This is a genomic window from Bradyrhizobium sp. AUGA SZCCT0283, from assembly GCF_018130385.1.
Classification (GTDB): Bacteria; Pseudomonadota; Alphaproteobacteria; order Rhizobiales; family Xanthobacteraceae; genus Bradyrhizobium.
The window spans coordinates 152,852-176,371 of the sequence record NZ_JAFCLU010000008.1 but is presented as its reverse complement, the minus strand read 5'-3'; the positions used below and the strand labels follow the sequence as shown (position 1 = coordinate 176,371).

Sequence of the window (23,520 nt, the reverse complement as noted above, 5' to 3'; positions counted from 1 at the left end):
ACGCGTCGACTCAATTGAGCTGCGGCGCCAGCAGGTTCATCGCCTGGCGGCCCGAGGGCGTGGTCGCGACCGGGCGCGGATGCGTGCCGGCCGGACGAGCCGTGATGCCGGTCCTGCTATCCCCGCCGCGCGCCATCACCGGTGCGTTCTTCGGCAGCACCACGACCTTGGTGCCGACATCGACCCGGCTGAACAGATCGGCGACGTCCGCATTGGTCAGGCGGATGCAGCCCGACGAGACGAATTTCCCGATCGTCGAAGGATCGTTGGTGCCGTGAATGCGGTACTGGCTGGTGCCGAGATACATCGCCCGCGCGCCGAGCGGATTGCCGGGACCGCCGGCCATGAAGCGCGGCAGATAGGGCTGGCGCGCGATCATCTCTGCCGGCGGATGCCAGTCCGGCCATTCCGCCTTGCGGCTGATGGTCTGCACCCCGGACCAGGTAAAGCCGTCGCGGCCGACGCCGACGCCATACCTGATGGCACGTCCCTGGCCGAGCACGTAGTAGAGCGTGGTGTTGCCGGTATCGATAATGATGGTGCCGGGCGCCTCGGTGGTGCCAAAGGCGACGACGGCGCGGCGAAGCCGCTCGGGCGTCGCGGCCTCGTCGGAGGCGATCACCTCATCGGTAGGATATGCATTCGGCTGGCTGGCAGCGTAGCCGAAGGTCTGCGCGCTCGCAGCGCCGGACAATACAGGCGCCAGCAGGACGGCGCTGATGAGAACGAGTGCGCCCGTTACGCGCGACGAAGGCCGGCGATCAAAGGACTGTGTCATGGGACTGCCCCGTTGGATGTGCATCATTGGATGCTCTGCACCAACAAACGCGCCGGGGGGCCGGCAGTTCCGTTCGGCCGCCGTTGCGGTGCCACCTTGCCAAGCGCGACAATGCACATCTCCACGATTGGAACCCGCGTGTCCGCGCCACGTTGTGGTGGCAGTACGGATCGCGAGGTCGCGTCTGCCTATGATCGCCGCCTCGGGCGGGGGAAAACCATTGTGAGCGTCATTCCCACCAAGCCTGTACCCGCCAAGCCTTCGCCCGCCAGGCCTTTGGCTTCCAAATCCCCGCCGACAAGACCTTTGCCCGGTGAACGCCAGCTTCCCAACGGGCACGAAGGTACGCCGGTCCCCGACAGCAGAAACGAATTGCCGCCGGTCATCCGCCGCACCGAAGTGGTGGCCATCGCCCTCGTCGGCCTCCTGATCATCTGCATCATTGCCGGCCTCTATCTGGCCAGGGCGTTCTTTCTGCCGATCACGATGGCCTTCATCGTCGGGACCATGCTGTCGCCGGCCGCCAGTTTCCTCGAACGCTGCCGCATTCCGCGCGCGATCGCCGCCGTGCTGATCGTGGCGACCGCCGGCGCCGGGGCCACCTTCATGGTCGGCATGATCGCCTCGCCCGCAGTGGAATGGAGCGGCAAGCTGCCGGAGCTGGGGGCGCTGCTGAAGGAGAAGCTGCACGTGTTCGACCGGCCGCTCGCGCTCTGGCAGGAGCTGCAAAGCATGCTCGGCGGCCCCGGCACGCTCACGACATTGCATCTGCCCAAGATCGACTGGGTACAGCCGACATTGGAATTCCTGTCGCCGACCTTTGCCGAATTCCTGCTGTTCGCGGCCACGCTGATCCTGTTCATCGCGAGCTGGCGGGACCTGCGCCGGGCCATGATCATGAATTTCGGCGAGCGAACGGCGCGGCTGCGGACGTTGCGGATGATCAATGAGATCGAGGAGCATCTCGGCAACTACCTCTTGATGGTGACCACGATCAATGTCGGCGTCGGCGTCGTCACCGGCCTGATCTGCGCGGTCACGGGCATGCCCAATCCGGCCGGCCTCGGCGCGCTGGCCGCGATCCTGAATTTCATTCCGATCATCGGCCCGGTGGCGATGTTCGCGGTCCTGGTCGTGGTCGGCCAAGTCGCGTTCCCGAGCATTGGCGCCGGACTGCTCGCACCGGCGCTGTTTGCGGCCATGACCTTCCTGGAAGGTCACTTCCTCACCCCGATGATCGTCGGCCGCCGGCTGGAGTTGAACGCGCTCGCCGTGTTCATCGCACTCGCCTTCTGGACCTGGCTGTGGGGCCCGATGGGCGCGTTCCTGTCGTCGCCGCTCCTAATCGTCGCGCTGATCGTGAAGGAGCATCTGATGCCGCCCGATTCGCCGCAGCTGCCCGAGGATTAGCCGGCTCCGCACCGGGAACTTCCCCTTCGACGGGGCGTTTGTTCCGCAGCTGATTTCAGTACCTGGGAGCTTTCGATGTCGATGACGAACGGTGAAGCCGCGACGAGAAATCCGACCGACAAAGCGACCTATGAACGCCTGCAGAAGGATGTAATCGCCGTGAAAAACGATATCGCCGCCCTGACCGAACAGATCACCGACGCGCTCAACAGTTTCGCCGGCACCGCCACCAAGCAGGCGCGCCGGGGCTACAAGCAGGCGCGCGCCAATGCGGAACAGGCCGTCGACGACATGTCCGAGCGCGGCAGCGCGATGATGGACGCCGCCCATGACGCCGCGTCCTCGATCGAGGAGACGCTGGAAGACGCCATCACGCAGCGCCCGCTGGCGACTGTCGCGCTGGCGCTTGGCGTCGGCTTTCTGATCGGCGTGGCGTGGCGCAGGTAGATCTGGCGCAGGTAGTTTGGGCGCAGACGATTGTGGCGCCGATCGACTTCGGTAGCGCGTGGCGGCGAGCCAGACGCCGCGGCGCCGTTGCGTATTGCGGCTTGTTTCGTTGACGTCGTTTTCGGATCTCAGCTTTCGGATCGAGGCTCTTGGATCAGAGGTTTGGCCATGTTTCAGCGACTGATCGATGATTTCAAGGAGTCGACCGGCTCCGCGCTGCGGCTGACGTCGCTTGCGGCAGCGGCGGCCATGGCGTTGCTGGTCACGACCGGCTTTCTGTGCGCGGCGGCTTTCGTGTTCGTGCTGGAGAGATACGGTCCCGTGCAGGCCTGCCTGACCGGGGCCGCCATCTTCTTCGTCGTCACCCTGATCGCGGCCGGCTGCTACATGGCGCGCAAGAAGCAGATCGAGGCGCGCGCCGAAGAGGCGGCGAGGATGGCAAAATCCACCGCGCAGACCGTGCTGTCCGATCCGATGCTGGTGGCGGCCGGCATCCAGGTGATCCGCGCCGTCGGCGTCAAGAAGCTGATCCCGATCCTCGCGGTCGGCGGGCTGGCGCTGGGATTTCTCGCGAGCCGCGCCAACAACGGCGGCAGCGCCAGCGAAGCGCCGGCGGAGTAGCAAGTCCGCACCCCGCGAAGGCGAGGTATCGAGCGCGCCGCGGCCTATCCACGTCATTGCGAGCCAACGGGTCGGCTAAACATTCCGGTCCCGCAGGATGACATACATCCGCGATCTCGCGGCGCATTGCGCCCGAGGTTTGCTGGAGAACTTCCCGCCCTCGTTATCAGAGGGCGCAGGGAAGACCGGGTGCACGCTGCACCCGCGGTCTCGTGTGCAATTGCGCACAAGGAACGCGCACACGAGCATACAGGTCCAGCGGAAACACTCCGGCCTTCCCTGCGCAATGGCTTTACGGCTTACTTCGTGCTCTCCCCGGTGAACGGCTTTCTTGCCACCGTCGTCCTCAAGAAGCTTGCTTCTCAAGAACTTGACGCCAGCACCGCGGCGTCAGGACCACACGACTTCGCCGTACGCTTGAGCCGCACACGTCAGTCGCGGCTCTCGCGTCCATCGCATCTCACCGCGCGTTCGTGACGATGGCCAACGCCCCTCATCCGCCGTGAGACGGGCGGAGTTATGCAAATGATTTGGTCTCGAAGTTAAGCGGAATATTTTTGCGCGGAGGGCTGGACAGGTTTTAACTGATTTGCCCGTCGTGCCAACTTGTCGCAGTTGTGCGTCGAGATTCTGCTTGCGCGCAAAGCAAATCAGTTCGCAGTGCGCAGCAATTCGTAGGGCAAAGCGCAGCGTGCCCACCATCAAGAGGCGCGCGCGATGATGGATGGTGGGCACGTCGCTAACGCGCCCTTGCCCACTCTACGGATCTATGGATCCAGGCGCGCTTCGCGGACACCGCACGCCACGATCAGGTCACGCAGCGACCGGGCTGAAGCAGTTTTGCAACTTCGGTCAACACGCTGACCGGCGGTTCGCAGGCCACCGTCATCTTCGATGCGCCGGGCCTGGCCGGCCCCGCCGGGCGGTTCCGTACCTGCTCGCGAACCACGGGCGCTTGGACCGTGGGCGCCTGGACCACGGGAACACGCACCACCACGGAGGTGTCATCGAGGCCGACGTTACGGATCGTAATCGTCTCGGTCTGGCCCGGCGCGGCCTTCAGCGCCGCGCGGTCGGCCTTGGCGGCGCGGTTGATCTCCGCCGCCGGCTCGGTCGCGGCGAGTTGCCGCCAGCCGGTGAGGTCGTGGCCCGAGGCGAGTTGGAAGGCGCCAAATGTCGCGGTAATAGCGAGAGCGGCTAAAATTGCTTTGAAAATCTGTGACATGCGATTTGTCCCTCGCCCCATGGCGATCACGGACACAACCCGGGCCGAGCCATCGAAGGTCCGGCGCTTCTCGATCACTTAACCGTGTACGAAAAAAATCTGCGGAGCGCGGGAACGAATCCGGGGGCTCGGAGTCATCCCGGCAGCCGGTTATTCCCCCTGCCCCATTGACCGGCGACGTAGGGCGCGACCGTGGTGATGCCGGTCGCGCCCTGCTTTTTTTGACTGGAGTATCGGTTCTGATTGATCAGAACCGATACTCCAGATTCTTGCTTTGACGCGTTTTCTTCGCGCGAACCGGTTCCCACTTCGCTCGAAAACGCTATGGCGCCAGCTTCTTCAGCGCGCGTTCCAGCAGTTCCAGCCGATCCTGACCCCAGAAGATTTCACCGGACGGCAACACGTAGCTCGGCGCACCGAAGACGCCCGCGCTCAGCGCCTCCTGCGTAAATTTCTCATGCAGCCCGTCGAGTTCGGCGTCCGAAGGAGCGCCCGCGCGCAGCTCCGTGGCGTCGAGGCCGGCGCGCTGGGCGGCCAACGAGATCGCTGCGGGATCGGCGAGCGTTTCCTCGCGTTCCCATACCGCGCGGGAGAGTTCCAGCGACAGCCGATGGGCATTCCTGCCCTGCAGCTTGGCCGCAATCACCAGGCGGGTCGCCGCAGTGTCGTCGCAGGGAAAATGCTTCGGCTCAAGATTGATCGGAATGCCCAGCACCTCGCGCCAGCGCTTCAACTCCATCATCCGGTAGGCCTGCCGCTGCGGCGAGCGCTTCGGCAGCGGCAGCCCGCCGGTCTGCTCGAAGATCGGCCCGAACTTGCAGGGCTTAATGTTGACGGTCGCGCCATTTCGCATCGCGATCGCGGCGAACCGCGCGCTGCCGAGATACGTCCACGGCGAGGTGAGCGACATGTAGTAATCGATGGTGACCGGCATAATTCCGGGATTCTCCTGAGCAGGCTGATGTCAATCAAGCTAGCCTTGCGAGGGTATGCCAGCAACCTCCTTCAGCCACGACTGACTACGGCCGGCTTTAGAGCCTGATGACTTTTCTTCGAATCGTCATCCCGCTCTATCTCTTTGATTTGAGCATGATCTCCGCGCAAACGCGTTTCGCGTTTGTCGCGAGGGAAAACCGGTGCCCAGTTTTCCGGATCATGCTCTAGTGCAAGGCGTTTGCGATCTTGTGATCCAGATGACCGGTCTTGTAGTCGCGGCGGAGCTGGCTCAGCGATGTCTCGTTCAGGTGAAGCATAACATCGCTCAGCTTGTCGGTTGGGGGGTAACCGGCGGCAAAACCCTGCCCGTAAATCTTGCGCAATGTGCCGATGGGGGTGGCGCCGTGCTTGTGGCCGATTTCACCATCCTGCTTGCGGTTGTCGAGACCTGCCTTGCTCATGCCGCTCTCCCTTGTGCCTCTCTTGAAACATCCTCCCGCCGGGGCGGAATGGCAATCGTGCACTGCAACCGGGAATTAGACCAGGCCTATCGTGCCAACCCGTCATGATCACCGCGGCCGAGAAGGCCATCGAACCGGCGCCCACCCGTTGCGGCGCATGAGCCTGGAATTAGCCCCAAACGGACATCGAACGCCCTGACGATGGCTGTCCGCTGACGGAGCAGGAGCAGCCCTCGAAAATGGACGATGCGAGGTTGTTCTTCCCAAAGCGGATGTCGGCCGCGCGGATTGCCTTCTTGTGCCGGCTCTTTCGCTGGCCGGCCGCAGTGCAATGCCGTGTAACATTGGGCACACGATGAGGAACAAGTGAACCGGATAACAGTTGCTCCGTAACGAAGCCGGAGTTGACGATTCAGACGCCGCCCGAAGTTCGAGTTTCAGGGCGGTGAATTTGAACCGACACAGGTTCTCAAAGCGAAATCATCGAGAGACTTTAGATCAGGGAAGATAAGCCATTGCGCGTCTTCATCCTCGTATTGTCAGTCCTTGGAATTCTCGTCAGTGCGAATGGCGCCAAAGCCGGTCCGAGCATGACCGACCGCGATCTGTTGGCATCCGCCGATCCGGCGGCCTCTGTCCACGAGGCAACTCGGGAAACCGAAGATCGGATAGGTCTCGACAAGGCGAAGCGTCGCGACGTGCAGCGCCGGTTGACCGCTCTCGGCTTCGATACCAAGGTCAATGGACGGTTCGACAAGTCGACCCGCGCCGTGATCACGCGTTGGCAGGCGGCACGCGGCTATCCCAAGACTGGCTTCCTCGATACGCTGCAGCATCAGGCGCTACTGACCGAGTCCGTCTCGGCGGCGCGGGCCAGCCTTGGCAGCAGCGACAAATCCGATGACGACCGTCCGGCCCGCCGGCGCGGCGGAGGCCATCACCGCAGTGGTGGCGGTCCAGGTGGATTGATTGGCGGCGTGGTGGGCGGACTGTTCGGACGCAGGTGATCCGACAAATTGTGCGGAGCTTCGCGGGCGTTTTCGGCCCGTGCGATAGGAGGGCCACGTTCCGTCCAAAGCGAGTATGCGAGATCGTTTGGCATTTCTCAGCCTGTCTGCGAGAACTTGACCGTCGAGATGGGCCACCTTCCATCGTGACCTCGGATCGAAATTCGCAGGCCGTGCAATTCGTCAAGCCATACCTTCTCCACGGTCCCGGATATGCCGTCGGTGAGGATCACGGCCTTGTCGACAAGCTCTGTCTGAGCTTGCCCGAACTCGCCGAGGATCGTGGTCGCGCGAATTTTTACAGTTGGCATGGGATTCCCGGACACAAAATTGATCGAGCCAATCTTTGCGGTTGGCAGCCATTGAGTCGAGATCGGCGGGCGAAGAAATTGCCAACGTTTTCTGGCGAACGTTGTCTTGCCCACAATGCACCGGAGTTCAGCGGAACATCATTGAAAGCGCTGTGACCAGGGCGTGGCCAGCGCCAAAACAGTAAGGCCGCCTTGATCTTCGAACCCTGGACAGACAGATCCCCTGGCCGGGTCACGCGTCATGTTGCCGGTAATCGAACGCGGTCAACCCATGGATGGCACGCTCACATAGTTTGGTGGCGTTCCGCTCGCCAGTTTTTACGGCTCGCAGAATTCCTCGGGCGATGATCTCGCGATCCACTTCCAACTGGCCGATATTCTGAAGCGTTCGACATGCCAGGTCGTATGCCTCGCTGACAGCGATCATCTCCGCTGGATCGAGGGACAGATTTTGGAAATTCGGATTAACATTGAACATGATGTCTCCTCGTGAAACTGCAGGTGCAGGCTCCCGACTGCGGAAAAAAGCCCCGCGATGAGCAGGGCAATTTTGCGCTGACATCGCGAGGGTTGAGACTTATCGATTTGTCGGGGTCATCGTGGCAAGAAATCCACCGAATGGTTTGCAGGATTGCGTGGCAAGATCGCGATACAACGCGCCAATCTTCTGCGATTCGGCCATGTACGTCTCGAAAGCCGATTTTGCGAATTCGGTTTGAATTTCAATCGCCTTGTCGATCGACTTCACGCCTGAGAGCTTCTCGACAAACGACCTGGTGTCTTCAAACGATTTCTTGGCGTAGTCGCTGTAAGCTGTGACAATCGCGTGAAAGTCGCCCGGGAAAGAATTCATCGATGCAGCAGCGGCATGGATCTGTTCTCTGCTATCCTGCGGCTGCGATGAATTCCGAGTTGCGTTATTCTGATTTGCATTAGACATTATAAAAATCCTTGATTGTTTAGCGGTGAGTCAATGTTGCGCGCCGCCAATGGTTGCACCGAACGGCAGTTCCCGCTTGTTCCTCGAGCGGTGCTTGTGTGTTCGTATGATGTTTTCGGAACTCAGTGTTATGATTGCCGCGTCTCTGTTACGCATTCGCCGTGCAGCGTTTTGTGAGCAATCGTCCGGGCGATCCCAGAGAGAAATGCGCCTGATCCTGTCTGTTCGATCCGGATGAAACGATACCGTGCCTGACCGTTGCCGTTGCCTCGGCTTCCTATTTCAAGCAATTGTCCTAATTTGAATCCGGGAATGTCGTAATTCGCTAACGATGCGTTAATTATTTTGGAATGTGAGCAAAACGGAACAGCGGCGGAATTTCTGGAGTTCGATGCTGATTCTATCACCGCCCCCTCGGTATCTACCGGTGACTGAGAGTTCTGTAACGCTCCCGCCTGATCCAAGGCGAAGCATCATGATCATCATCCGACCACTTTGCCCCGCGTGCCAAACAAGAACCACGTTGGCGCGGATTACACCCGGCCCCTTGGGCTTCGACGTCAGGACGTTTGAGTGCCCTGCGTGCGATCACGTCCATCAGACTGTGGTCGAACTAATCGATCCGATGAAGTCCGTCAGAACCAACGCATGGCTTCGCGGACAACTGCTGGCGCCAACGTAAAGCCGCCGCAGGTAGCGGTCTCTTTTATCGCGTCAGCTCATGGCCTCGAAGCGGACATTGCACACTGAAGGCACGCACTCTGCCCACAATCTAATAACCCGGAACAAATGCCGGTTAGGGACCTTAACGCTGCATGGATCGCCTTCCCGCCCAAAGGCATCCTGCATTGATGGCCTCAGTGTCCCCCACACTGGGGCCGTTCCTGCTGAACGAATTTTCAATAGTGGTCAATATTGACCAGGCCCGCATTGGTATTTGGGGCAAGATTGGCTCTATCGCCGTCTGAACAGGCAGTTACCGGCGACAGAGAGATCGGTAATGCTCCCGCCCAATACAGGGAAGCATGATGTCATCTATCCAACCAAGTCCACTATACAGCCGCGCGGAGATCGGAATTCTTCCATGTCCGAAGTGCGGCAAGCCTATGCGGTTGGCTTGCATCGAGCCTGCTCAACGTGGTCATGAAGTCCGCACCTTCGAGTGCCCGGAATGCAAGACAACTGGGAGTTTTGCGGTCGCGATCTAGCCGCCCCGAGTCAGCTTTTGCGACCTGTCGGGGTCCGGCTCCGGCCTCTTTTTGCTGACCACTCTCAGCTATCCGCAGCCGAATGCTTCTTCGGCCGCTTCACATGCCATTTCCATGAAGGCGCGAGATTGCTCCGGGCGCGGCTGCCTGGGCCATCCTGCTGCGAATAGCCCCCATCCTGCGGCACTTTTACTTCTGATGTCGGCCGCCTGAATGGTAAGGTAGGCGTCCCACCGCGGGGACCAAACGGGACATGCCAAACAGTACCAACCAGGTAATATTTGATCCCAAGGAGTTTCTCGCCAAGGTAGGCGAAGGGAAGACCATCCTTGAATTTCGCAAGGATGAGATCGTCTTTGCGCAGGGCGACGTGGCAAATACGGTCTTCTATATCCAGAAAGGCCGGGTCAAGGTTGTTGTCATATCCGAGCAAGGCAAGGAAGCCGTGGTCGGCATTTTGGGGCCGGGCCAGTTCTTTGGCGAAGGCTGCATGAACGGCCACGCGCTGCGTATCGCGACGGCGACAGCGATGGAGGAATGCCTGGTCACCGCGATAACGAAGACAGCCATGCTGGCGGCGCTGCACGATCAGCCGAAGTTTTCCGAGCTGTTCATGGCCTATCTGCTGACCCGGAACAGCCGGATTGAAGAGGATCTGATCGACCAGCTCTTCAACTCCAGTGAAAAACGGCTGGCGCGCCTGCTGCTCCTGCTGGCGAATTTCGGCAAGGAGGGCACCCCTCAACTGATCAGCCCGAATATCAGCCAGGAAACATTGGCCGAAATGATCGGAACGACGCGCTCCCGCGTCAGCTTCTTCATGAACAAGTTCCGCAAGCTTGGCTTCATTACCTACAACGGAAAAATCGAGGTCAACAACTCATTGCTGAACGCGATCTTGTACGACAAGCCCGAGATCAAGCGCGAGCCGTGAGGCTGATATCCCGTCGCGTCAGCGGTCGCCACTGGGAAACAAACCCTCTCCCGGCGCAAGCGGCGCAGATATCTATCGACGCCACCAGCTCCTTTGCCACCCCCATCCGCCGCCGCCTCGCACGAGGCGCACGATGAGCAGGAGAAGCACGGCACCGATGGTGGCATTGACGATTGCACTGATCAATCCGGTCCCAAGATGGATGCCGAGACGGGGCAGCAACCAGCTTCCAAAAAAGGCGCCCAGAATTCCAATGATAAGATCACCGATGAGTCCGAAGCCGGTCCCTTGCACGATCTGGCCGGCGAGCCAGCCGGCAACGAGGCCGACGAACAATATAACCAACAGGCTTTCGCTCGACATGCTCATTTGGCGACCTCGCAGTTTGCCCGAGAGGAAGCATCACAGGCTGGCTTGCCGCTGTCTGTATCAAATTGACCAGTTGCGCCATAGCGGCCTAAATTTTCGGGAATGAGCAAAAGTGAACAGTGGATTCACGTCGATTCGCGGCATGCTGCTCTAATCATCGCATGTCACGGCATCCGCCGGTGGCAGAAGCGGACGGCTCCCACCGTGATCCGCGGGGGAATCATCATGCCGGAACGAGATACACGCCCCGAACCTTGCCTGCTTCCGATCCGCCGGCCCGGATGTCCGAAATGCGAAGGCCGCATGATGTTGGTCGGAATCGGGCCCGGCCCGGAGGGCTTGGAGCTCCGCACGTTTGAGTGCAGGAAATGCGACCACAGCTTCACAAATGCAGTCGCTAAGGACCCGATGAATACGGCCTCGGGCGGCTGGATCACCGGCGAGTTGAAGCCGCCGACCTGAGCGCAGGGATTGTACGCTTCGCTCTCCAGGCGTCGCTACTGCCGCGCCGCGCGCATCTCCTCGCTCGGCTTCACGTCCTGCGAGCGGCTGTAGATCGCGACAGCTATGATCAGCACCAGCGTCAGCGTGCCGAACAGCGCGCGGTAAGCCTCTTCGGTGCGCGCGCCGCTGGCCAGCGGTTCGAAAGCGCCGATGATGATTCCGGACAGCGTCTGCATGCAGGCGACGCCGAGCATGACTGATGTGTTCATGGTCGAGATGCCACGCCCGATCAGCCGATCCGGGAAGATGCCGCGGCCGTGGGTCATCACCATGGTGCTGGAGGCACTGAAGAAGCCCATGGCAATGATGACGGCTGTCGGCAGCCAGACCGGCGGGTGAGAGAACAGCGCCAGCATCGCGAGCAGAACAATGATCACCAGCGTGCCGCCGATCGCGATGCCCTTGCGGGTGTCGAGCCGGCGGTCGAGCGGGCCGAAGGCGAGCATGCCGACCTGATAGGCGATCACGGCGCAGAGCAGGACGTTGCCGGCCGCGATCGGGCTTAAGCCATGCACCTCGCGCAGGAACGCGCCGCCCCACAGGCCCTGTACGGTGAAGGTGCAGGCGTAGCTGCAGAAATTCAGCGCCAGGATCGGCTTCAGCCGCGGGTTGCGCAGCACCTCGAGCATGCCCCTCAGCATCTCGCCAGATGGTTCCACCTTGCGGGAGAGAAAGGGATGGCCGGGCGGCGCGTCGCGCACCACCAGCCAGATCGCAATCGTCGCCAGCGCCGTGAAGACGACGACGGCGCCGAACACCGCCCGCCAGCCGACCGCCTGCGACGCCCAGGCGAGCGGCGTGGTGGCGGCGAGGTTGCCGAGCAGGCCGATCGACAACACCATGGCTGTCAGCGTCGAGAAGCGGTCCGGCGGAAACCAGCGCGAGATCACCACCATGCTGCCGATCAGCATCACGCCGCAGCCGGCGCCCATCAGCGCGCGGCCGGTCAAGAGCACCGGCCAGCTCGGCGCCAGCGTGAACAGCGCGCCGCCGAGGCTTGCTACGATGAGCATGCCGACCACGGTATAGCGCGGCCCGAAACGATCGAAGAAGAAGCCGCAGGGAATCTGCATCGCGGCGAAACCGAAGAAGAACGCGCCGGTCAGCGCGCCCAAGGCTTCCGGCCCGATGGCCAGATCGCGCATCAAATCGAGGCCGATGGTGACGTTGGAGGCGCGGAAAAAATGGCTGGCGACATAGGCGGTAGCCAATGTCGCAACAATGATCAGGCCCCGGCGGTAGGGCAAAGGCCGCTCGGCGGACTGCATCGGTGATGGACGTTTCCGTTTGTTTTCTTATGGTTCAGCTTGCGGCGAGCCTATGCGGGCGTGGGGCGCAGTTCAACAAGGATTCCGCCCATCACGCTTTCTGCAACGCCAGCGTCATGTAGACGAAGAAGGCAAGTCCCTGCGCCGTGAGCGCGCGATAGTTCGGCTGCTCGAACACAACGCCAAGGATCAGCATCGCGAGGCAGCCGAGCCCGACCTGCCAGGCGACCACGACCAGCGGCGGCATCGGCAACGGCACGCGGTTGAGGATATAGCCGATCGCAAACAGGATCGCTGCGGAAAACAGCAATACGATCCCGGCGATTCGTCCGCTGTCGAAGGCAAATCCATTGCCGCCCAGCAGCACGGCGATACCGCCGATGCCGAGGACGAGGTGTGCATGGCCAGTGCGCGCAAAAAATCCGGCGCGCAGGTGGGGCGCGCCGGATAAGTCCGACCAGCTTTCGAGGCTGGTGGCCCGAGCCAGGGGGAGGTGCCTGGCCGCGAACTCGGTGTCGTCCCGCAATCGGCAGTCCCGGAGTGCGAAGTCTCCGGGATCAGCGGTGAATCAGCAGAGACAATGATACCGCCAGCGTCGCAATCCGGACGTGAACTGGTTCACATGGCACGCTCAATCAGAAATCATTTCGCGCGGTCACCTGATCGTCGCGCGCGAACGAAAATTGCGACCGAGGTGACGAGGCAGGCGGCGCCGACGACCGGGAGGAGAGATCGGCGATGCGCGGGCAATTCACAATGTACATCCTGCCTCGACGTGACGACGTTAGGATGTGCGCCCGCCCTGCTCAATTGTACCGAGGTAAACGGCCGACATCGAAACGGATGGACCGGCTATACGAAGGTTTATGAGCCCGGCTTTGCGCAGCGGAACCGGGTACGCTCGAGGGGCACAGCGGCAAAACAGGCGGCCCTTCACTGCGCGGACGTATTCTGACGGCGGGGCAGAAAGCGCTTCAGCGATTTCCATGCAGGCGCGAACACAAATCCGACGACCGGTATAGATACGGCGCCGACCAAGAGGCCAATCACGCCGGATATCGCTGCCTCGACCGCCCATTCGAGGATCGCGGCAAGCGGCGGGAATGCGTGGGCCGCAGCCTCGGCAGCGGACTTGACGAGGTGGCCGATTGCCGGCGGACCGTAGACCTCGAGGCCATGCAGGATGATGCCGCCGCCAACCCAGATCATGGCGGCTGTTCCGACCACGCTGAGAATCTTCAGAAGCACGGGCATGCCACGAACAGTGCCGCGGCCGACCGCCCGGCCGATCGCCCGGCCGATCGCCGAAGCGCCGTCGCGCCGTGCCAGCGCTACACCGACATCGTCGGCCTTCACGATCAGCGCCACCACGCCATACACGGCGACGGTGATTCCGATTGCCACGACCGCCAGCACGAGCGCCTGCTTCCAGATGCTCCCCGCGGGGAGGGCCGCCAGCGTGATCGCCATGATCTCGGCCGACAGGATGAAGTCGGTCTTGATGGCGCTTGCGACCTTCTCGTCTTCGACCGACCGCGCGTTCAACGCCACGGTGCCGAGCTGGGCCTCATGCTGATGCGCATGATGCGGCATGACGGCCTCGAGCACCTTTTCCACCCCTTCATAGCAAAGATAGCCGCCGCCCAGCATCAATAGCGGCGTGATCGTCCAGGGAAGAAAGTAGCTCAGCAGCAGGGCCGCGGGCAGCAGGATCAAGAGTTTGTTGCGCAGCGATCCCGCCGCGATCTTGCCGACAATGGGAAGCTCGCGCTTCGGCTCGAATCCGATCACGTAGCCGGGCGTGACCGCGGTATCGTCGATGACGACGCCCGCCGCCTTGGCGCCTGCTTTGGCGGCCTGGCTCGCCACATCATCGAGCGAAGCCGCCGCCACCTTGGCGATACCAGCGATATCGTCGAGAAGGCCGATCAGCCCGACACTCATCGGTCCTTGCTCCACATCATCAAGAGGTTCGTCGCCATGAAAACCTTCGCAGGCTGCCCCAACAAAAATCCGGCGCGCAATGAGGCGCGCCGGATCATTCCTACTCCAGGCTACTACGCTTCGATCAGCCCGCGGCCGCCCGCGGGGCGCGGTTGCGCGAGTTGCGCTGGAAGAACAGCGCCTGGCTGGCGACCGCGGAGACCATCGCGGGCTGGAACGGCTTCGAGATCAGGAACGCCGGCTCGGGGCGTTCGCCGGTCAGGAAGCGCTCGGGGTAGGCGGTGATGAACACCACCGGTACCTCGAACACCTTCAGCAGCTCGTTGACCGCGTCCAGGCCCGACGAGCCGTCGGCGAGCTGGATGTCGGCAAGGATCAGACCGGGCTTCTTGTTCTTGGCCAGCGCCACCGCGTCGGCATGGGTGCGGGCGACGCCGATCACGTTGTGACCGAGGTTCTTCACGAGGCTCTCGAGGTCCATCGCGATGAAGGTCTCGTCCTCGATGATCAGGACGTCGGTGGCGATTTCCGCCGCCATCTCGCGGCCGGCGGCATCCGTCAGCGCGCGGGTCTCGGCGATGTCGACGTTGAGAATGAACGCCACCTCCTCCTCGGAGAAGCCTTCGAGGGAGAGCAGCAGGAACGCCTGCCGCGGCAGCGGCGTGATGTTCGACAGCCTGCGCTCCGGTGGCAGCGCCAGCGTCGCGACATCAGGATTGTCGTTGAGCGAGACCGAATTCCAGATCTGGGTGAAAAGCTTGAACAGCCCGGCGCGCGGGCCATGCCGTTCGTCGAGCAGCGAGCCGTCCTGCAGCAGGGCCTCCAGCATGGCACCCACATAGGCATCGCCCGAGGCCTGGTTTCCGGTCAGCGCACGGGCATAGCGCCGCAACAGCGGCAGATGTTCAGCAACAAGCTGTGATCGGGACATCCCCATTTCATCCTTATCTTGGGCCGTATCCTTGGCGTACTTACTTAGGGTCTCAGCCGGGCGGACGTAACCAGAGGCGCCGCCTCGGGCGTCAATTTAGCATTCGGCGGGGGGACCCCGGTTCCCCTGTCACCCCCGATTACTCGCGGGGGGCAAAAAAGTTCCTGAAAAAGTTCCCAGATTTCGGAACCTTCCGGACATATTCGCATTAGCCTTTGACCAATAACGCGGCGGCTAGGCCCAATTTCGAGGTAACCTCTTGAAACCACAGAGACTTAACTCTCGGGGAAGCGTGGATCAGACCATGAAGGAAGTAAAGAAGCAGGGCGGGCTCAACGCCGAGATTCAATCCAGGATCGGGCATCAGCTCCGCGCCATGTACGACGACGTGGTTCGGCAAGGCGTGCCGGACCGCTTTGCGGAGCTGATCCGGAAGCTCGATGGGCCGGAAGCGGCGGCGGCCCAAATCGACGACACAGCAAAAACTGACGGGAGGGACTAATGCCTCTCACAGACTCTCTTCGCGACGACATTTTGGCGTCGGTGCCGAGCCTGCGCGCGTTCGCGATCTCGCTCTCCGGCAATGGTGACCGTGCGGACGACCTGGTGCAGGAAACGCTGCTGCGCGCCATCGCCAACATCGACTCGTTCCAGCCCGGCTCGAACCTGCCGGCGTGGCTGTTCACGATCCTGCGCAACCTGTTTCGCTCCGACTACCGGAAGCGGCGGCGCGAGGTGGAGGACGCCGAGGGCAATTACGCGAAAACCCTGAAGACCCAGCCCGCGCAAAACGCCCATCTGGAGTTCGAGGAGTTTCGCCAAGCGCTCGACAAGCTGCCGCAGGACCAGCGCGAAGCGCTGATCCTGGTCGGCGCCTCCGGCTTCTCCTATGAGGACGCCGCCGCCATCTGCGGCTGCGCGGTCGGCACCATCAAGAGCCGCGTCAACCGCGCGCGCTCGAAATTGTCAGCGCTGCTCTATGTCGATGGCGCCGAGGATTTCGGACCCGACGAGACCGTGCGCGCGGTGATCGGCGGCAATGGCGGATGATGACGCTATCGAAATGACACGGAAAAAGGCGGTCCGATCGGGCCGCCTTTTTTGTGTGTCGCGATTTTGACGATCAGTTTCGTAGGGACCGGTGTTGCAGTCAGTCCCGGATGTCGCTTCGCTCATCCGGGCCACAAGCCAGCTACGGTCGGCGCTCAGTGCAGGCCGCCGAAGGCGTAGATCAGGACCAGAATTGGAATCGGCACGCCGAGCAACCATAACAAAAGATAACGTCCCATGAGCTCCTCCATCGTTGGTTTGACGGATTAATTCGGAGCGGATGCACATGTTCCGATGGCGTGGGATTCGCTTCGGGCAGGCAAAGCGACGTGTCCGCCGTAGCTCAACGAGCGAAGGCGGAAGCGTGCCCACACTTCCAAATTCCCGAACTGGAGGGATGGCGCAAGTGCGCCTTTGCCCACTCTACGATTATAGGCCGCCCCTACTGCACCGGCCGCACCGGTGCGGAAATCTGCTCGGTGCGGTCGCGCTCGGTCATGTCGACGACGGTTTCCATCGGCGCGGTGAGTTCGTAGACGTAACTTACTTCGGTGAAATAGCGCTTCGCGGTGCCGCCCATCGCTTCGGGTGCTACGCGGTCGAGCAGGATGAGGCCGAAATCACTGTCTTCCCGCCGCGTCGCCGCGCTGGTGTTGAACTCTTCCCAGCGAAAATGAAAGATCTCGTCCGGCTCCTCGCCCGTGACTTCCCAGTTGGCGACGATGTGCGGGTGCTTGCCGACCAGCGACAGTCCCTCGTCGGAATGCGAGGCCAGTTCGAAGAACAACAGCGACAGCGACTGCGCGGCGCGCGCGCTGACGGAGATATCCGGACCGTTGACCACGATGCGATCGGCGTGCGGAATCGCGCGCGATTCGAACAGGCCCCTGAGCTTGACGCCCTGCCACTGGCTTTCGCTGAGCAGCGTCACCACGTTCGACATCGCATGGATGCGGCCGATCAACAGCTCGCGCGACACGTCCATGTCGGAGCCGTGGCGCAACGTGCGCGTCACGATCGACTGGATCACGGCGAGGATGTTCTTGACCCGGTGGTTGAGCTCGTCGATGACGGCGGTCAATCGCCGCTCGAAACCGATACGGACCTGGATCTCGCGGCTGAGCCGCAGATTGTTGTAGGCGACATAGCCGAACAGGCCGCAGACGATGCCGGTGAGCGCAAGGCCAATGGCCGCCACGACGATCGCCGTCTGCTGCGCGCGCTGTACGGCATTGTTCTTGGCATAGTAGCCGAGCGACCAGTCGCGGCCGCCGAACGTCACCGTCCGCACCACCGATGGCAACGGATCGCCCTGCTTGACCTCCCGCAAGGAGATGGCGCCCTGGTCGTTGGCAACATATTCGTCGCTGGCGTCATCAGGGTCCTTCAGCACCACCGAAAACAGCGAGCGGTCGTCGTTGGTCAGCATCAGCGGCGCCAGCTCGTAGGAAAAGGTGACGAAGCCGGCGGGCTCCGCGCTGCCTTCCTTCGGAATTGGAGACGCCAGCACGAGGCCGACCGGCCCGCTCTGCCTCAGAAGCGGAATCGGGTCCGACGCCACCGGCTTGCCGGTCTCCGCCGCCTTCGCCAGCATCGGCCCGATCACCGAGTGACGGTCATAGGCGCGGCCCGGAAAGCCCAGCGTGTCCGCGCTGCGCGGTTCGAGGTCCATCAGGACGTCGAGCGGCTTGTCGATCGCCTTGATGTCGAGCGGCCGGTCGTCGAAATCCCTGATCGTCGGCTTGGTGAAGCCGGCGCTCTTCAGCTCCGCCTGCGCCGCGGCCAGGTCGCCTGGCTTGAGCCGCGCGATCCACGATGCAATCACGAAATCGGTCTTGAAGGCATAGATCGCCGCGCGCAGCGGCTGCAGCACGTTGGCTTTCACCACCGAAGGTGCGCGAAACAATCCGGATGCAACGCGTGCGAGCAATTCGCGCTCGGTCAACCGGTCCTGCACCAGGCTGGCATGAACGTCGATGGCGCGGGACAGCGCGATGCCGTCGATCGCCAGTTCCTGTTCGTGCACGCGATAGGCCGCGAGACCGGAGAGCAGAACTCCGATCAGCGCGATAAAGCCGATAATGAAGCCCAGCCGAACCACTCGCTTACTCGGAAATGACGTATTGGCGAAGACGTATCGGAAGCATCTTTGGGTCTGCCGGGGCAGAAGCACATGGCAATAGCGCGAAGGCCAACCGCGGCGAATATGACGGAGCGTTCATCAGCACGCAACTGACAGGTTGGCAGCGAGGTAAACAACACGGCCGCCGTTAACGCTGATTTGGCGGGGCCAGAAGTTGATAATCTGACAGTGCCGATTTGGTTCCAGCGGGGGGCGGACAAATCCGCGGGCTGCGGCGACGGACCGGATGTTAATGTTAACGCGCGGCCAACCCGGCCGCCGGCCTGACCACTTCTCCGGCCGTGTATCCGCGTGGCTCGGCCGTTTGCCCTTATCCTGGCCTAACCGGCCCTGGCCTTCGCGGCCGGGCGCAGGCCGCCCTTGGTCTCGATGAAGCCGATGATGCGATCGAGCCCCTCGCTCTTCTTCAGATTGGTCATCACGAACGGCCGCTCGCCCCGCATCCTTTTCGCGTCGGTCTCCATCTTCTCGAGCGACGCCCCGACATGCGGCGCGAGGTCGATCTTGTTGATCACCAAAAGGTCAGAACGGGTGATGCCTGGCCCACCCTTGGAGGGGATCTTGTCGCCGGCGGCGACGTCGATCACGTAGATCGTGAGATCGGCGAGTTCGGGCGAAAACGTCGCGGCGAGATTGTCGCCGCCGGATTCGATCAGCACCAGGTCGAGATTGGGAAATTTCGCGCGCATGTCGGCCACCGCGGCGAGATTCATCGAGGCGTCCTCGCGGATCGCGGTGTGGGGGCAGCCGCCGGTCTCGACGCCGGCGATGCGGTCCGGCGTCAGCGAGCCCGAGCGCACCAGAAACTCCGCATCCCATTTGGTGTAGATGTCGTTGGTGATCGCGGCGATGTCGTAGCGCTCCCGCATCGACTTGCAGAGCAGGTCCATCAGCGCGGTCTTGCCGGAGCCGACGGGACCGCCGACGCCGATGCGGAGGGGACCGTGAGAATTAGACATGTGCGCAGCTCTCTCTGTTGTCGTCCCTGCGAACGCAGGGACCCATAGCCACCGGCCCTGGCTGTTGCAAACGGCGTCGACCATCCTGCCTCATTGATAGATCACGCGGTATGGGTCCTGCGTTCGCAGGGACGACGCGAGGGTGAGCAACTCGCGCATCATGACCGGAACAGCCTCGTATACTGCGTTTCGTGACGGAGGCTGGCAAGGTCGGCGCGGAAGGTGGCGCTGCCGAGATCGTCGAGCGATGCTTCCAGCGCCCGCTTCGCGGTGGCCGCGACTTCGGCTTCGAGGCCCGCCAGAATGCGCTGGCTGTCGGTTTGCCCGAGCGGCACCAGGCGGGCGCCGGCGGAAATCCAGTTCGATACCACGGCATGCAGGAAGGCGTGCATCGCCGGCGCCAGCGGAACGGCGTGCGCCGCGCTGACGATCCCGACCGCGACGGGATAGACCGCGCTGCCGCAAGCGGCCACCATTTCGTCGAGCCCGTCGCAGGCCCAGGCTGAGCGTGCAATGTCGATGAAGGCGCGGCCCTGCGTCGAGGTCTCGAGCTGGCGCTCGCGCGAGGGCACAAGAGCGGCCGCGAGTTCGGCAATCTCGCGCAATCCTGCCTCGTCCTGCGCGGATGCGGCGCGATGCGCCTGCGCCAGAAACACGGCGTCGCAGAAGCCGGAGCCCTCGCTAAGCATCGCGGCCAGCCAGTCGCGCAGCGATGCGGCGTCCGTGATGTCACCCGCCTCCACCGCCCATTCGATGCCGCTGGAATAGGAGAACGCGCCGACCGGAAAGGACGGCGACAGCCAGGTCATCAACCGGTACAGCGCCGCCGCCTCATCCGCATTCATTCCGCTGCTCGCGTCGGCCGGCGCGGGCTCACTTGTGGTCATGAGCATGGGAGTGATCGTGGTGGTGATGATCGTGGTCGCAATGTTCGTCGTGGTGATGGTGGTCGTCATGGTGATGGTGATCACCGTGGTGACCGTGATCACCGTGGTGATCGTGATCACTGTGGTGATCGTGATCACTGTGGTGATCGTGATCGCCGTGGGAATGGTGGCCATGATCATGCGCGGCATGATCGTGAGCCGCCTGCGCATACGCCCCGCCCTCGGGATCGAACGGCGCCTCGATCTCGATGACGCGCGCGCCCAATCCCTTCACCATCGCCTCGATGACGTGATCCCTGCGGATGCGCAGGCCTTTTGGCATGATCTGGGTCGGCAGATGGCGGTTGCCGAGATGCCAGGCGACCCGGACCAGATGCAAGGGGTCCGCGCCACGGATCTCGACCAGGGGCTCCGCCGCCGCCACCACCTCGATCAGTCGGCTGTCCTCCAGCACCAGCGCGTCGCCGCCACGCAACGCCACGGCGTTCTCCAGGTCGAGCAGGAATTCCAGCCCACGCGTCCCCGTCATCGCCATCCGCCGCCGGTGCCGGTCGTCGAAATCGAGCACGACGGTATCGGCCGCGGGTTGCGTCCAGCGATGCTGGCCCAGGACTTTTGTCGCGCGGATCATGTGGAAACACCTGAAGCATGTTCGAGCATAGTGGCTTCATCCTTCGAGACGGCGCTTCGCGCCTCCTCAGGATGAGGTCTAAGACCCTCAGGGTGAGGAGCACGGCAAAGCCGTGCGTCTCGAACCATGAAGCCATCGAATGCACGGCGATGCGAAATGCGCACTTAAAACTTCTCCACCTTGCCGTCGCTGATGATTTCGATCACCGTCGGCGCCGTCTTCATCTGCGAGGAATACTCCCGCCACACCTTCATATGGGGCGCACGGCCATGGGCATTGAGGTCGTCGCGGGTCTCCCAGCGCTCCACCACCACATACAGATTGGGATCGTTCACGCTGACATGGCCATCATAGGAGATGCAGCCCTTCTCCTTGAGCGTTTCGGCGGTACAGGCCTTGTGCCCCTTGATGAAGTCGTCCTTATTTTCCGGCTTCATCGGCGTGGTGGCGATGACGTAGATCATGAGTTTATCCCTTGTTTTTCTTGATTAGCGGACGTCGACCTTTTCGGGCGTGATCACTTCGATCTTCGGCGGCGCCGTCATGCACTTCACAGCGACACGGCCGAACGTCTTCATGTGTTCGGCGCCACGATGCGGCACCAGCGCCTCGACGTTCTCCCACTGCTCGACGAACACCATTTTCGATGGATCGGTGACGCTCTCATGCAGGTCGTAGGCGATGTTGCCCGGCTCTTTGCGGGTTTCCTTGATGCAGGCGGTGGCCGCCGCGATGAATTCGGCGCGCGTTTCAGGTTTCACGGTCAGCGTGGCAACGACGTAAATCACTGGATCCTCCCGGACTCTTGTTCTGGCTTTGATCGCCCGGCCGGGACCTTAGTACATGAAATATCGCTGCGCCATGGGCAGAACCTCGGCCGGCGCGCATGTCAAAAGCTCGCCGTCTGCGCGCACCTCATAGGTCTCGGCGTCCACCTCGATTTTCGGGGTGGCGCCGTTATGGATCATGCTCTTCTTGGAGATGCCGCCGCGGGTGTTTTTCACGGGATAGAGCTTCTTTTCGATGCCGAGCCTGCGCGCCAGCCCACCCGTGATGGCAGCCTTCGAGGTGAACACTACCGAAGACGCCGTCAGCGACTTACCGTAGGCAGCAAACATCGGCTGGTAATGCACGGGCTGCGGCGTCGGAATGGAGGCGTTCGGATCGCCCATCGGTGCCGCCACGATCGAACCGCCCTTGATGATACAATCCGGCTTCACGCCAAAGAACGCCGGCGACCACAGCACGAGGTCGGCAAGCTTGCCCTTCTCCACCGAGCCGATCAGTTTCGAGACGCCGTGCGCGATCGACGGGTTGATGGTGTATTTCGAAATGTAGCGCTTAACGCGGAAATTGTCGTTGCCGTTGCCCTTGTCCTCGGGCAACGCGCCGCGCTGCTTCTTCATCTTGTCGGCGGTCTGCCAGGTGCGGATGATGACTTCCCCTAGCCGGCCCATCGCCTGCGAGTCCGACGACATCATCGAAAGCGCGCCGAGATCGTGCAGGATATCTTCCGCCGCAATCGTCTCTTTCCGGATACGGCTTTCGGCAAACGCGAGGTCTTCGGCGATCGAGGGATCGAGATGATGGCACACCATCAGCATGTCCAGATGCTCGTCGATGGTGTTGCGCGTGAACGGGCGCGTCGGATTGGTCGAAGACGGCAGCACGTTCTTCAACCCGGCGATCTTGATGATGTCAGGCGCATGGCCGCCGCCGGCGCCCTCGGTGTGGAAGGCGTGGATGGTGCGCCCCTTGAACGCTTTCACCGTATCCTCGACGAAGCCGGATTCGTTGAGCGTGTCCGAATGCAGCATCACCTGGATGTCGTAGTCATCCGCCACTGAGAGGCAGTTGTCGATCGCGGCCGGCGTGGTGCCCCAGTCCTCGTGCAGCTTCAGCGCGCAGGCGCCGCCCTTGATCATCTCGACCAGCGCGGCCGGACGCGCGGCATTGCCCTTGCCCGAGATGCCGAGATTGACCGGGAAGGCGTCGAACGACTGGATCATCCGCGCCATGTGCCACGGGCCGGGCGTGCAGGTGGTCGCAAAGGTACCGTGCGACGGACCGGTGCCGCCGCCCAGCATCGAGGTGACGCCAGACATCAGCGCATGCTCGATCTGCTGCGGGCAGATGAAATGGATGTGGCTGTCGAAGCCGCCTGCGGTGAGGATCTTGCCCTCGCCCGCGATCACATCCGTGCCGGGGCCGATGATAATCGTCACACCCGGCTGGATGTCGGGATTGCCGGCCTTGCCGATCGCCGCGATCATGCCCTCCTTGATCGCGACGTCGGCCTTCACGATGCCCCAGTGGTCGACGATCAGCGCGTTGGTGATGACGGTATCGGCCGCGCCCTGCCTGTTCGTCACCTGGGATTGCCCCATGCCGTCGCGGATCACCTTGCCGCCGCCGAACTTAACCTCCTCGCCGTAGACCGTGAAATCCTTCTCGACCTCGATGATAAGATCGGTATCGGCGAGCCGCACCTTGTCGCCGGTGGTGGGACCGAACATGTCGGCATAGACGGAACGCTTGATTTTGGTCGACATGAGG

At 62.3% G+C, this 23,520-nt stretch carries 26 protein-coding genes; 7 read left to right on the top strand and 19 right to left on the bottom strand.

Annotation, left to right across the window (positions count from 1 at the left end):
- Positions 1 to 10 precede the first annotated feature (10 nt).
- The gene (locus tag JQ624_RS13885; RefSeq protein ID WP_212419448.1) at positions 11 to 778 is read right to left on the bottom strand and encodes a L,D-transpeptidase; all 768 of its coding nucleotides are present in this window, start codon (positions 776 to 778) and stop codon (positions 11 to 13) included.
- 276 nt (positions 779 to 1,054) lie between these two features.
- Between JQ624_RS13885 and JQ624_RS13880 the strand changes: the two genes are divergently transcribed.
- From JQ624_RS13880 to JQ624_RS13870, 3 genes are all read left to right on the top strand, one after another.
- The gene (locus JQ624_RS13880; protein ID WP_409334326.1) at positions 1,055 to 2,188 is read left to right on the top strand and encodes an AI-2E family transporter; all 1,134 of its coding nucleotides are present in this window, start codon (positions 1,055 to 1,057) and stop codon (positions 2,186 to 2,188) included.
- A gap of 75 nt (positions 2,189 to 2,263) precedes the next feature.
- Complete coding sequence (locus JQ624_RS13875; protein ID WP_212419446.1) at positions 2,264 to 2,635, top strand: YqjD family protein; 372 nt, start codon at positions 2,264 to 2,266, stop codon at positions 2,633 to 2,635.
- Positions 2,636 to 2,803: 168 nt separating this feature from the next.
- A complete protein-coding gene (locus JQ624_RS13870) occupies positions 2,804 to 3,256 on the top strand; it encodes a hypothetical protein (RefSeq protein ID WP_212419445.1) in 453 nt (150 codons plus the stop codon).
- A gap of 808 nt (positions 3,257 to 4,064) precedes the next feature.
- Here JQ624_RS13870 and JQ624_RS13865 read toward each other — a convergent pair.
- The 3 genes from JQ624_RS13865 to JQ624_RS13855 form a co-directional block, all read right to left on the bottom strand.
- Positions 4,065 to 4,481 (bottom strand): hypothetical protein, encoded by a 417-nt coding sequence (locus JQ624_RS13865; RefSeq protein ID WP_212419444.1) that lies wholly within the window; start codon positions 4,479 to 4,481, stop codon positions 4,065 to 4,067.
- A gap of 322 nt (positions 4,482 to 4,803) precedes the next feature.
- Complete coding sequence (locus tag JQ624_RS13860) at positions 4,804 to 5,415, bottom strand: 2-hydroxychromene-2-carboxylate isomerase (RefSeq protein ID WP_212419443.1); 612 nt, start codon at positions 5,413 to 5,415, stop codon at positions 4,804 to 4,806.
- A gap of 226 nt (positions 5,416 to 5,641) precedes the next feature.
- Positions 5,642 to 5,878 carry a hypothetical protein gene (locus JQ624_RS13855; protein WP_212419442.1) on the bottom strand — a complete coding sequence of 79 codons (237 nt, stop codon included), beginning with the start codon at positions 5,876 to 5,878 and terminating at the stop codon, positions 5,642 to 5,644.
- A gap of 515 nt (positions 5,879 to 6,393) precedes the next feature.
- Between JQ624_RS13855 and JQ624_RS13850 the strand changes: the two genes are divergently transcribed.
- Positions 6,394 to 6,885: a peptidoglycan-binding domain-containing protein gene (locus tag JQ624_RS13850; protein ID WP_212419441.1), complete on the top strand. Its 492-nt coding sequence runs from the start codon at positions 6,394 to 6,396 to the stop codon at positions 6,883 to 6,885.
- Between the two features lie 98 nt (positions 6,886 to 6,983).
- Here JQ624_RS13850 and JQ624_RS13845 read toward each other — a convergent pair whose 3' ends face one another.
- The 3 genes from JQ624_RS13845 to JQ624_RS13835 form a co-directional block, all read right to left on the bottom strand.
- Positions 6,984 to 7,196, bottom strand: coding sequence for a PRC-barrel domain containing protein (locus JQ624_RS13845; protein ID WP_212419553.1), 213 nt, complete (start codon positions 7,194 to 7,196; stop codon positions 6,984 to 6,986).
- Positions 7,197 to 7,428: 232 nt separating this feature from the next.
- Positions 7,429 to 7,674 (bottom strand): hypothetical protein, encoded by a 246-nt coding sequence (locus JQ624_RS13840; RefSeq protein WP_212419440.1) that lies wholly within the window; start codon positions 7,672 to 7,674, stop codon positions 7,429 to 7,431.
- Between the two features lie 99 nt (positions 7,675 to 7,773).
- Complete coding sequence (locus JQ624_RS13835; RefSeq protein WP_212419439.1) at positions 7,774 to 8,136, bottom strand: phasin family protein; 363 nt, start codon at positions 8,134 to 8,136, stop codon at positions 7,774 to 7,776.
- 1,461 nt (positions 8,137 to 9,597) lie between these two features.
- On the opposite strand from JQ624_RS13835, the gene JQ624_RS13830 reads away from it, so the two are divergent.
- Positions 9,598 to 10,278, top strand: coding sequence for a Crp/Fnr family transcriptional regulator (locus JQ624_RS13830; RefSeq protein WP_212419438.1), 681 nt, complete (start codon positions 9,598 to 9,600; stop codon positions 10,276 to 10,278).
- 72 nt (positions 10,279 to 10,350) lie between these two features.
- On the opposite strand, the gene JQ624_RS13825 is transcribed toward JQ624_RS13830, so the two are convergent.
- From JQ624_RS13825 to JQ624_RS13805, 5 genes are all read right to left on the bottom strand, one after another.
- Positions 10,351 to 10,647 carry a GlsB/YeaQ/YmgE family stress response membrane protein gene (locus JQ624_RS13825; RefSeq protein WP_212419437.1) on the bottom strand — a complete coding sequence of 99 codons (297 nt, stop codon included), beginning with the start codon at positions 10,645 to 10,647 and terminating at the stop codon, positions 10,351 to 10,353.
- A 497-nt stretch (positions 10,648 to 11,144) separates the two neighbouring features.
- Positions 11,145 to 12,419 (bottom strand): MFS transporter, encoded by a 1,275-nt coding sequence (locus JQ624_RS13820; protein WP_212419436.1) that lies wholly within the window; start codon positions 12,417 to 12,419, stop codon positions 11,145 to 11,147.
- A 91-nt stretch (positions 12,420 to 12,510) separates the two neighbouring features.
- Positions 12,511 to 12,945, bottom strand: coding sequence for a hypothetical protein (locus JQ624_RS13815; RefSeq protein WP_212419435.1), 435 nt, complete (start codon positions 12,943 to 12,945; stop codon positions 12,511 to 12,513).
- Positions 12,946 to 13,352: 407 nt separating this feature from the next.
- Positions 13,353 to 14,363 carry a DUF808 domain-containing protein gene (locus tag JQ624_RS13810; RefSeq protein WP_212419434.1) on the bottom strand — a complete coding sequence of 337 codons (1,011 nt, stop codon included), beginning with the start codon at positions 14,361 to 14,363 and terminating at the stop codon, positions 13,353 to 13,355.
- A 124-nt stretch (positions 14,364 to 14,487) separates the two neighbouring features.
- Positions 14,488 to 15,294: a response regulator gene (locus tag JQ624_RS13805; RefSeq protein ID WP_212419433.1), complete on the bottom strand. Its 807-nt coding sequence runs from the start codon at positions 15,292 to 15,294 to the stop codon at positions 14,488 to 14,490.
- Positions 15,295 to 15,598: 304 nt separating this feature from the next.
- On the opposite strand from JQ624_RS13805, the gene JQ624_RS13800 reads away from it, so the two are divergent.
- Both JQ624_RS13800 and JQ624_RS13795 read left to right on the top strand, forming a co-directional pair.
- A complete protein-coding gene (locus tag JQ624_RS13800) occupies positions 15,599 to 15,796 on the top strand; it encodes a NepR family anti-sigma factor (protein ID WP_212419432.1) in 198 nt (65 codons plus the stop codon).
- Complete coding sequence (locus JQ624_RS13795; protein WP_025588266.1) at positions 15,796 to 16,344, top strand: sigma-70 family RNA polymerase sigma factor; 549 nt, start codon at positions 15,796 to 15,798, stop codon at positions 16,342 to 16,344. The genes JQ624_RS13800 and JQ624_RS13795 overlap by 1 nt, the downstream gene beginning before the upstream one ends.
- Before the next feature lie 442 nt (positions 16,345 to 16,786).
- Here the strand turns inward: JQ624_RS13795 and JQ624_RS13790 are convergent, their stop codons facing one another.
- The 7 genes from JQ624_RS13790 to ureC form a co-directional block, all read right to left on the bottom strand.
- Positions 16,787 to 18,445: an HWE histidine kinase domain-containing protein gene (locus JQ624_RS13790; protein WP_212419431.1), complete on the bottom strand. Its 1,659-nt coding sequence runs from the start codon at positions 18,443 to 18,445 to the stop codon at positions 16,787 to 16,789.
- A gap of 362 nt (positions 18,446 to 18,807) precedes the next feature.
- Positions 18,808 to 19,446, bottom strand: coding sequence for an urease accessory protein UreG (ureG, locus tag JQ624_RS13785; RefSeq protein WP_212419430.1), 639 nt, complete (start codon positions 19,444 to 19,446; stop codon positions 18,808 to 18,810).
- Between the two features lie 158 nt (positions 19,447 to 19,604).
- On the bottom strand, positions 19,605 to 20,339 hold the full coding sequence (locus JQ624_RS13780; RefSeq protein WP_212419552.1) for an urease accessory protein UreF: 735 nt from the start codon (positions 20,337 to 20,339) through the stop codon (positions 19,605 to 19,607).
- Positions 20,320 to 20,964, bottom strand: coding sequence for an urease accessory protein UreE (gene ureE / locus JQ624_RS13775; protein ID WP_212419429.1), 645 nt, complete (start codon positions 20,962 to 20,964; stop codon positions 20,320 to 20,322). Before ureE ends, JQ624_RS13780 begins: the two co-directional genes overlap by 20 nt.
- Positions 20,965 to 21,128: 164 nt before the next feature.
- Complete coding sequence (locus tag JQ624_RS13770; protein WP_212419428.1) at positions 21,129 to 21,428, bottom strand: putative quinol monooxygenase; 300 nt, start codon at positions 21,426 to 21,428, stop codon at positions 21,129 to 21,131.
- A gap of 24 nt (positions 21,429 to 21,452) precedes the next feature.
- On the bottom strand, positions 21,453 to 21,752 hold the full coding sequence (locus JQ624_RS13765) for a putative quinol monooxygenase (RefSeq protein ID WP_212419427.1): 300 nt from the start codon (positions 21,750 to 21,752) through the stop codon (positions 21,453 to 21,455).
- 48 nt (positions 21,753 to 21,800) lie between these two features.
- Entirely contained in the window at positions 21,801 to 23,516 is a 1,716-nt protein-coding gene (gene ureC, locus JQ624_RS13760; RefSeq protein ID WP_212419426.1) for an urease subunit alpha, read from the bottom strand.
- Positions 23,517 to 23,520 lie beyond the last annotated feature (4 nt).

Excerpts from the sequence above, each read along its gene's own strand:
- JQ624_RS13885 (WP_212419448.1), bottom strand. The coding sequence starts at position 778 with ATGACACAGTCCTTTGATCGCCGGCCTTCGTCGCGCGTAACGGGCGCA.
- JQ624_RS13875 (WP_212419446.1), top strand. The coding sequence starts at position 2,264 with ATGTCGATGACGAACGGTGAAGCCGCGACGAGAAATCCGACCGACAAA.
- JQ624_RS13870 (WP_212419445.1), top strand. The coding sequence starts at position 2,804 with ATGTTTCAGCGACTGATCGATGATTTCAAGGAGTCGACCGGCTCCGCG.
- JQ624_RS13865 (WP_212419444.1), bottom strand. The coding sequence starts at position 4,481 with ATGTCACAGATTTTCAAAGCAATTTTAGCCGCTCTCGCTATTACCGCG.
- JQ624_RS13860 (WP_212419443.1), bottom strand. The coding sequence starts at position 5,415 with ATGCCGGTCACCATCGATTACTACATGTCGCTCACCTCGCCGTGGACG.
- JQ624_RS13855 (WP_212419442.1), bottom strand. The coding sequence starts at position 5,878 with ATGAGCAAGGCAGGTCTCGACAACCGCAAGCAGGATGGTGAAATCGGC.
- JQ624_RS13845 (WP_212419553.1), bottom strand. The coding sequence starts at position 7,196 with ATGCCAACTGTAAAAATTCGCGCGACCACGATCCTCGGCGAGTTCGGG.
- JQ624_RS13840 (WP_212419440.1), bottom strand. The coding sequence starts at position 7,674 with ATGTTCAATGTTAATCCGAATTTCCAAAATCTGTCCCTCGATCCAGCG.
- JQ624_RS13835 (WP_212419439.1), bottom strand. The coding sequence starts at position 8,136 with ATGTCTAATGCAAATCAGAATAACGCAACTCGGAATTCATCGCAGCCG.
- JQ624_RS13830 (WP_212419438.1), top strand. The coding sequence starts at position 9,598 with ATGCCAAACAGTACCAACCAGGTAATATTTGATCCCAAGGAGTTTCTC.
- JQ624_RS13825 (WP_212419437.1), bottom strand. The coding sequence starts at position 10,647 with ATGAGCATGTCGAGCGAAAGCCTGTTGGTTATATTGTTCGTCGGCCTC.
- JQ624_RS13820 (WP_212419436.1), bottom strand. The coding sequence starts at position 12,419 with ATGCAGTCCGCCGAGCGGCCTTTGCCCTACCGCCGGGGCCTGATCATT.
- JQ624_RS13810 (WP_212419434.1), bottom strand. The coding sequence starts at position 14,363 with ATGAGTGTCGGGCTGATCGGCCTTCTCGACGATATCGCTGGTATCGCC.
- JQ624_RS13805 (WP_212419433.1), bottom strand. The coding sequence starts at position 15,294 with ATGTCCCGATCACAGCTTGTTGCTGAACATCTGCCGCTGTTGCGGCGC.
- JQ624_RS13800 (WP_212419432.1), top strand. The coding sequence starts at position 15,599 with ATGAAGGAAGTAAAGAAGCAGGGCGGGCTCAACGCCGAGATTCAATCC.
- JQ624_RS13795 (WP_025588266.1), top strand. The coding sequence starts at position 15,796 with ATGCCTCTCACAGACTCTCTTCGCGACGACATTTTGGCGTCGGTGCCG.
- ureG (WP_212419430.1), bottom strand. The coding sequence starts at position 19,446 with ATGTCTAATTCTCACGGTCCCCTCCGCATCGGCGTCGGCGGTCCCGTC.
- JQ624_RS13780 (WP_212419552.1), bottom strand. The coding sequence starts at position 20,339 with ATGCTCATGACCACAAGTGAGCCCGCGCCGGCCGACGCGAGCAGCGGA.
- ureE (WP_212419429.1), bottom strand. The coding sequence starts at position 20,964 with ATGATCCGCGCGACAAAAGTCCTGGGCCAGCATCGCTGGACGCAACCC.
- JQ624_RS13770 (WP_212419428.1), bottom strand. The coding sequence starts at position 21,428 with ATGATCTACGTCATCGCCACCACGCCGATGAAGCCGGAAAATAAGGAC.
- ureC (WP_212419426.1), bottom strand. The coding sequence starts at position 23,516 with ATGTCGACCAAAATCAAGCGTTCCGTCTATGCCGACATGTTCGGTCCC.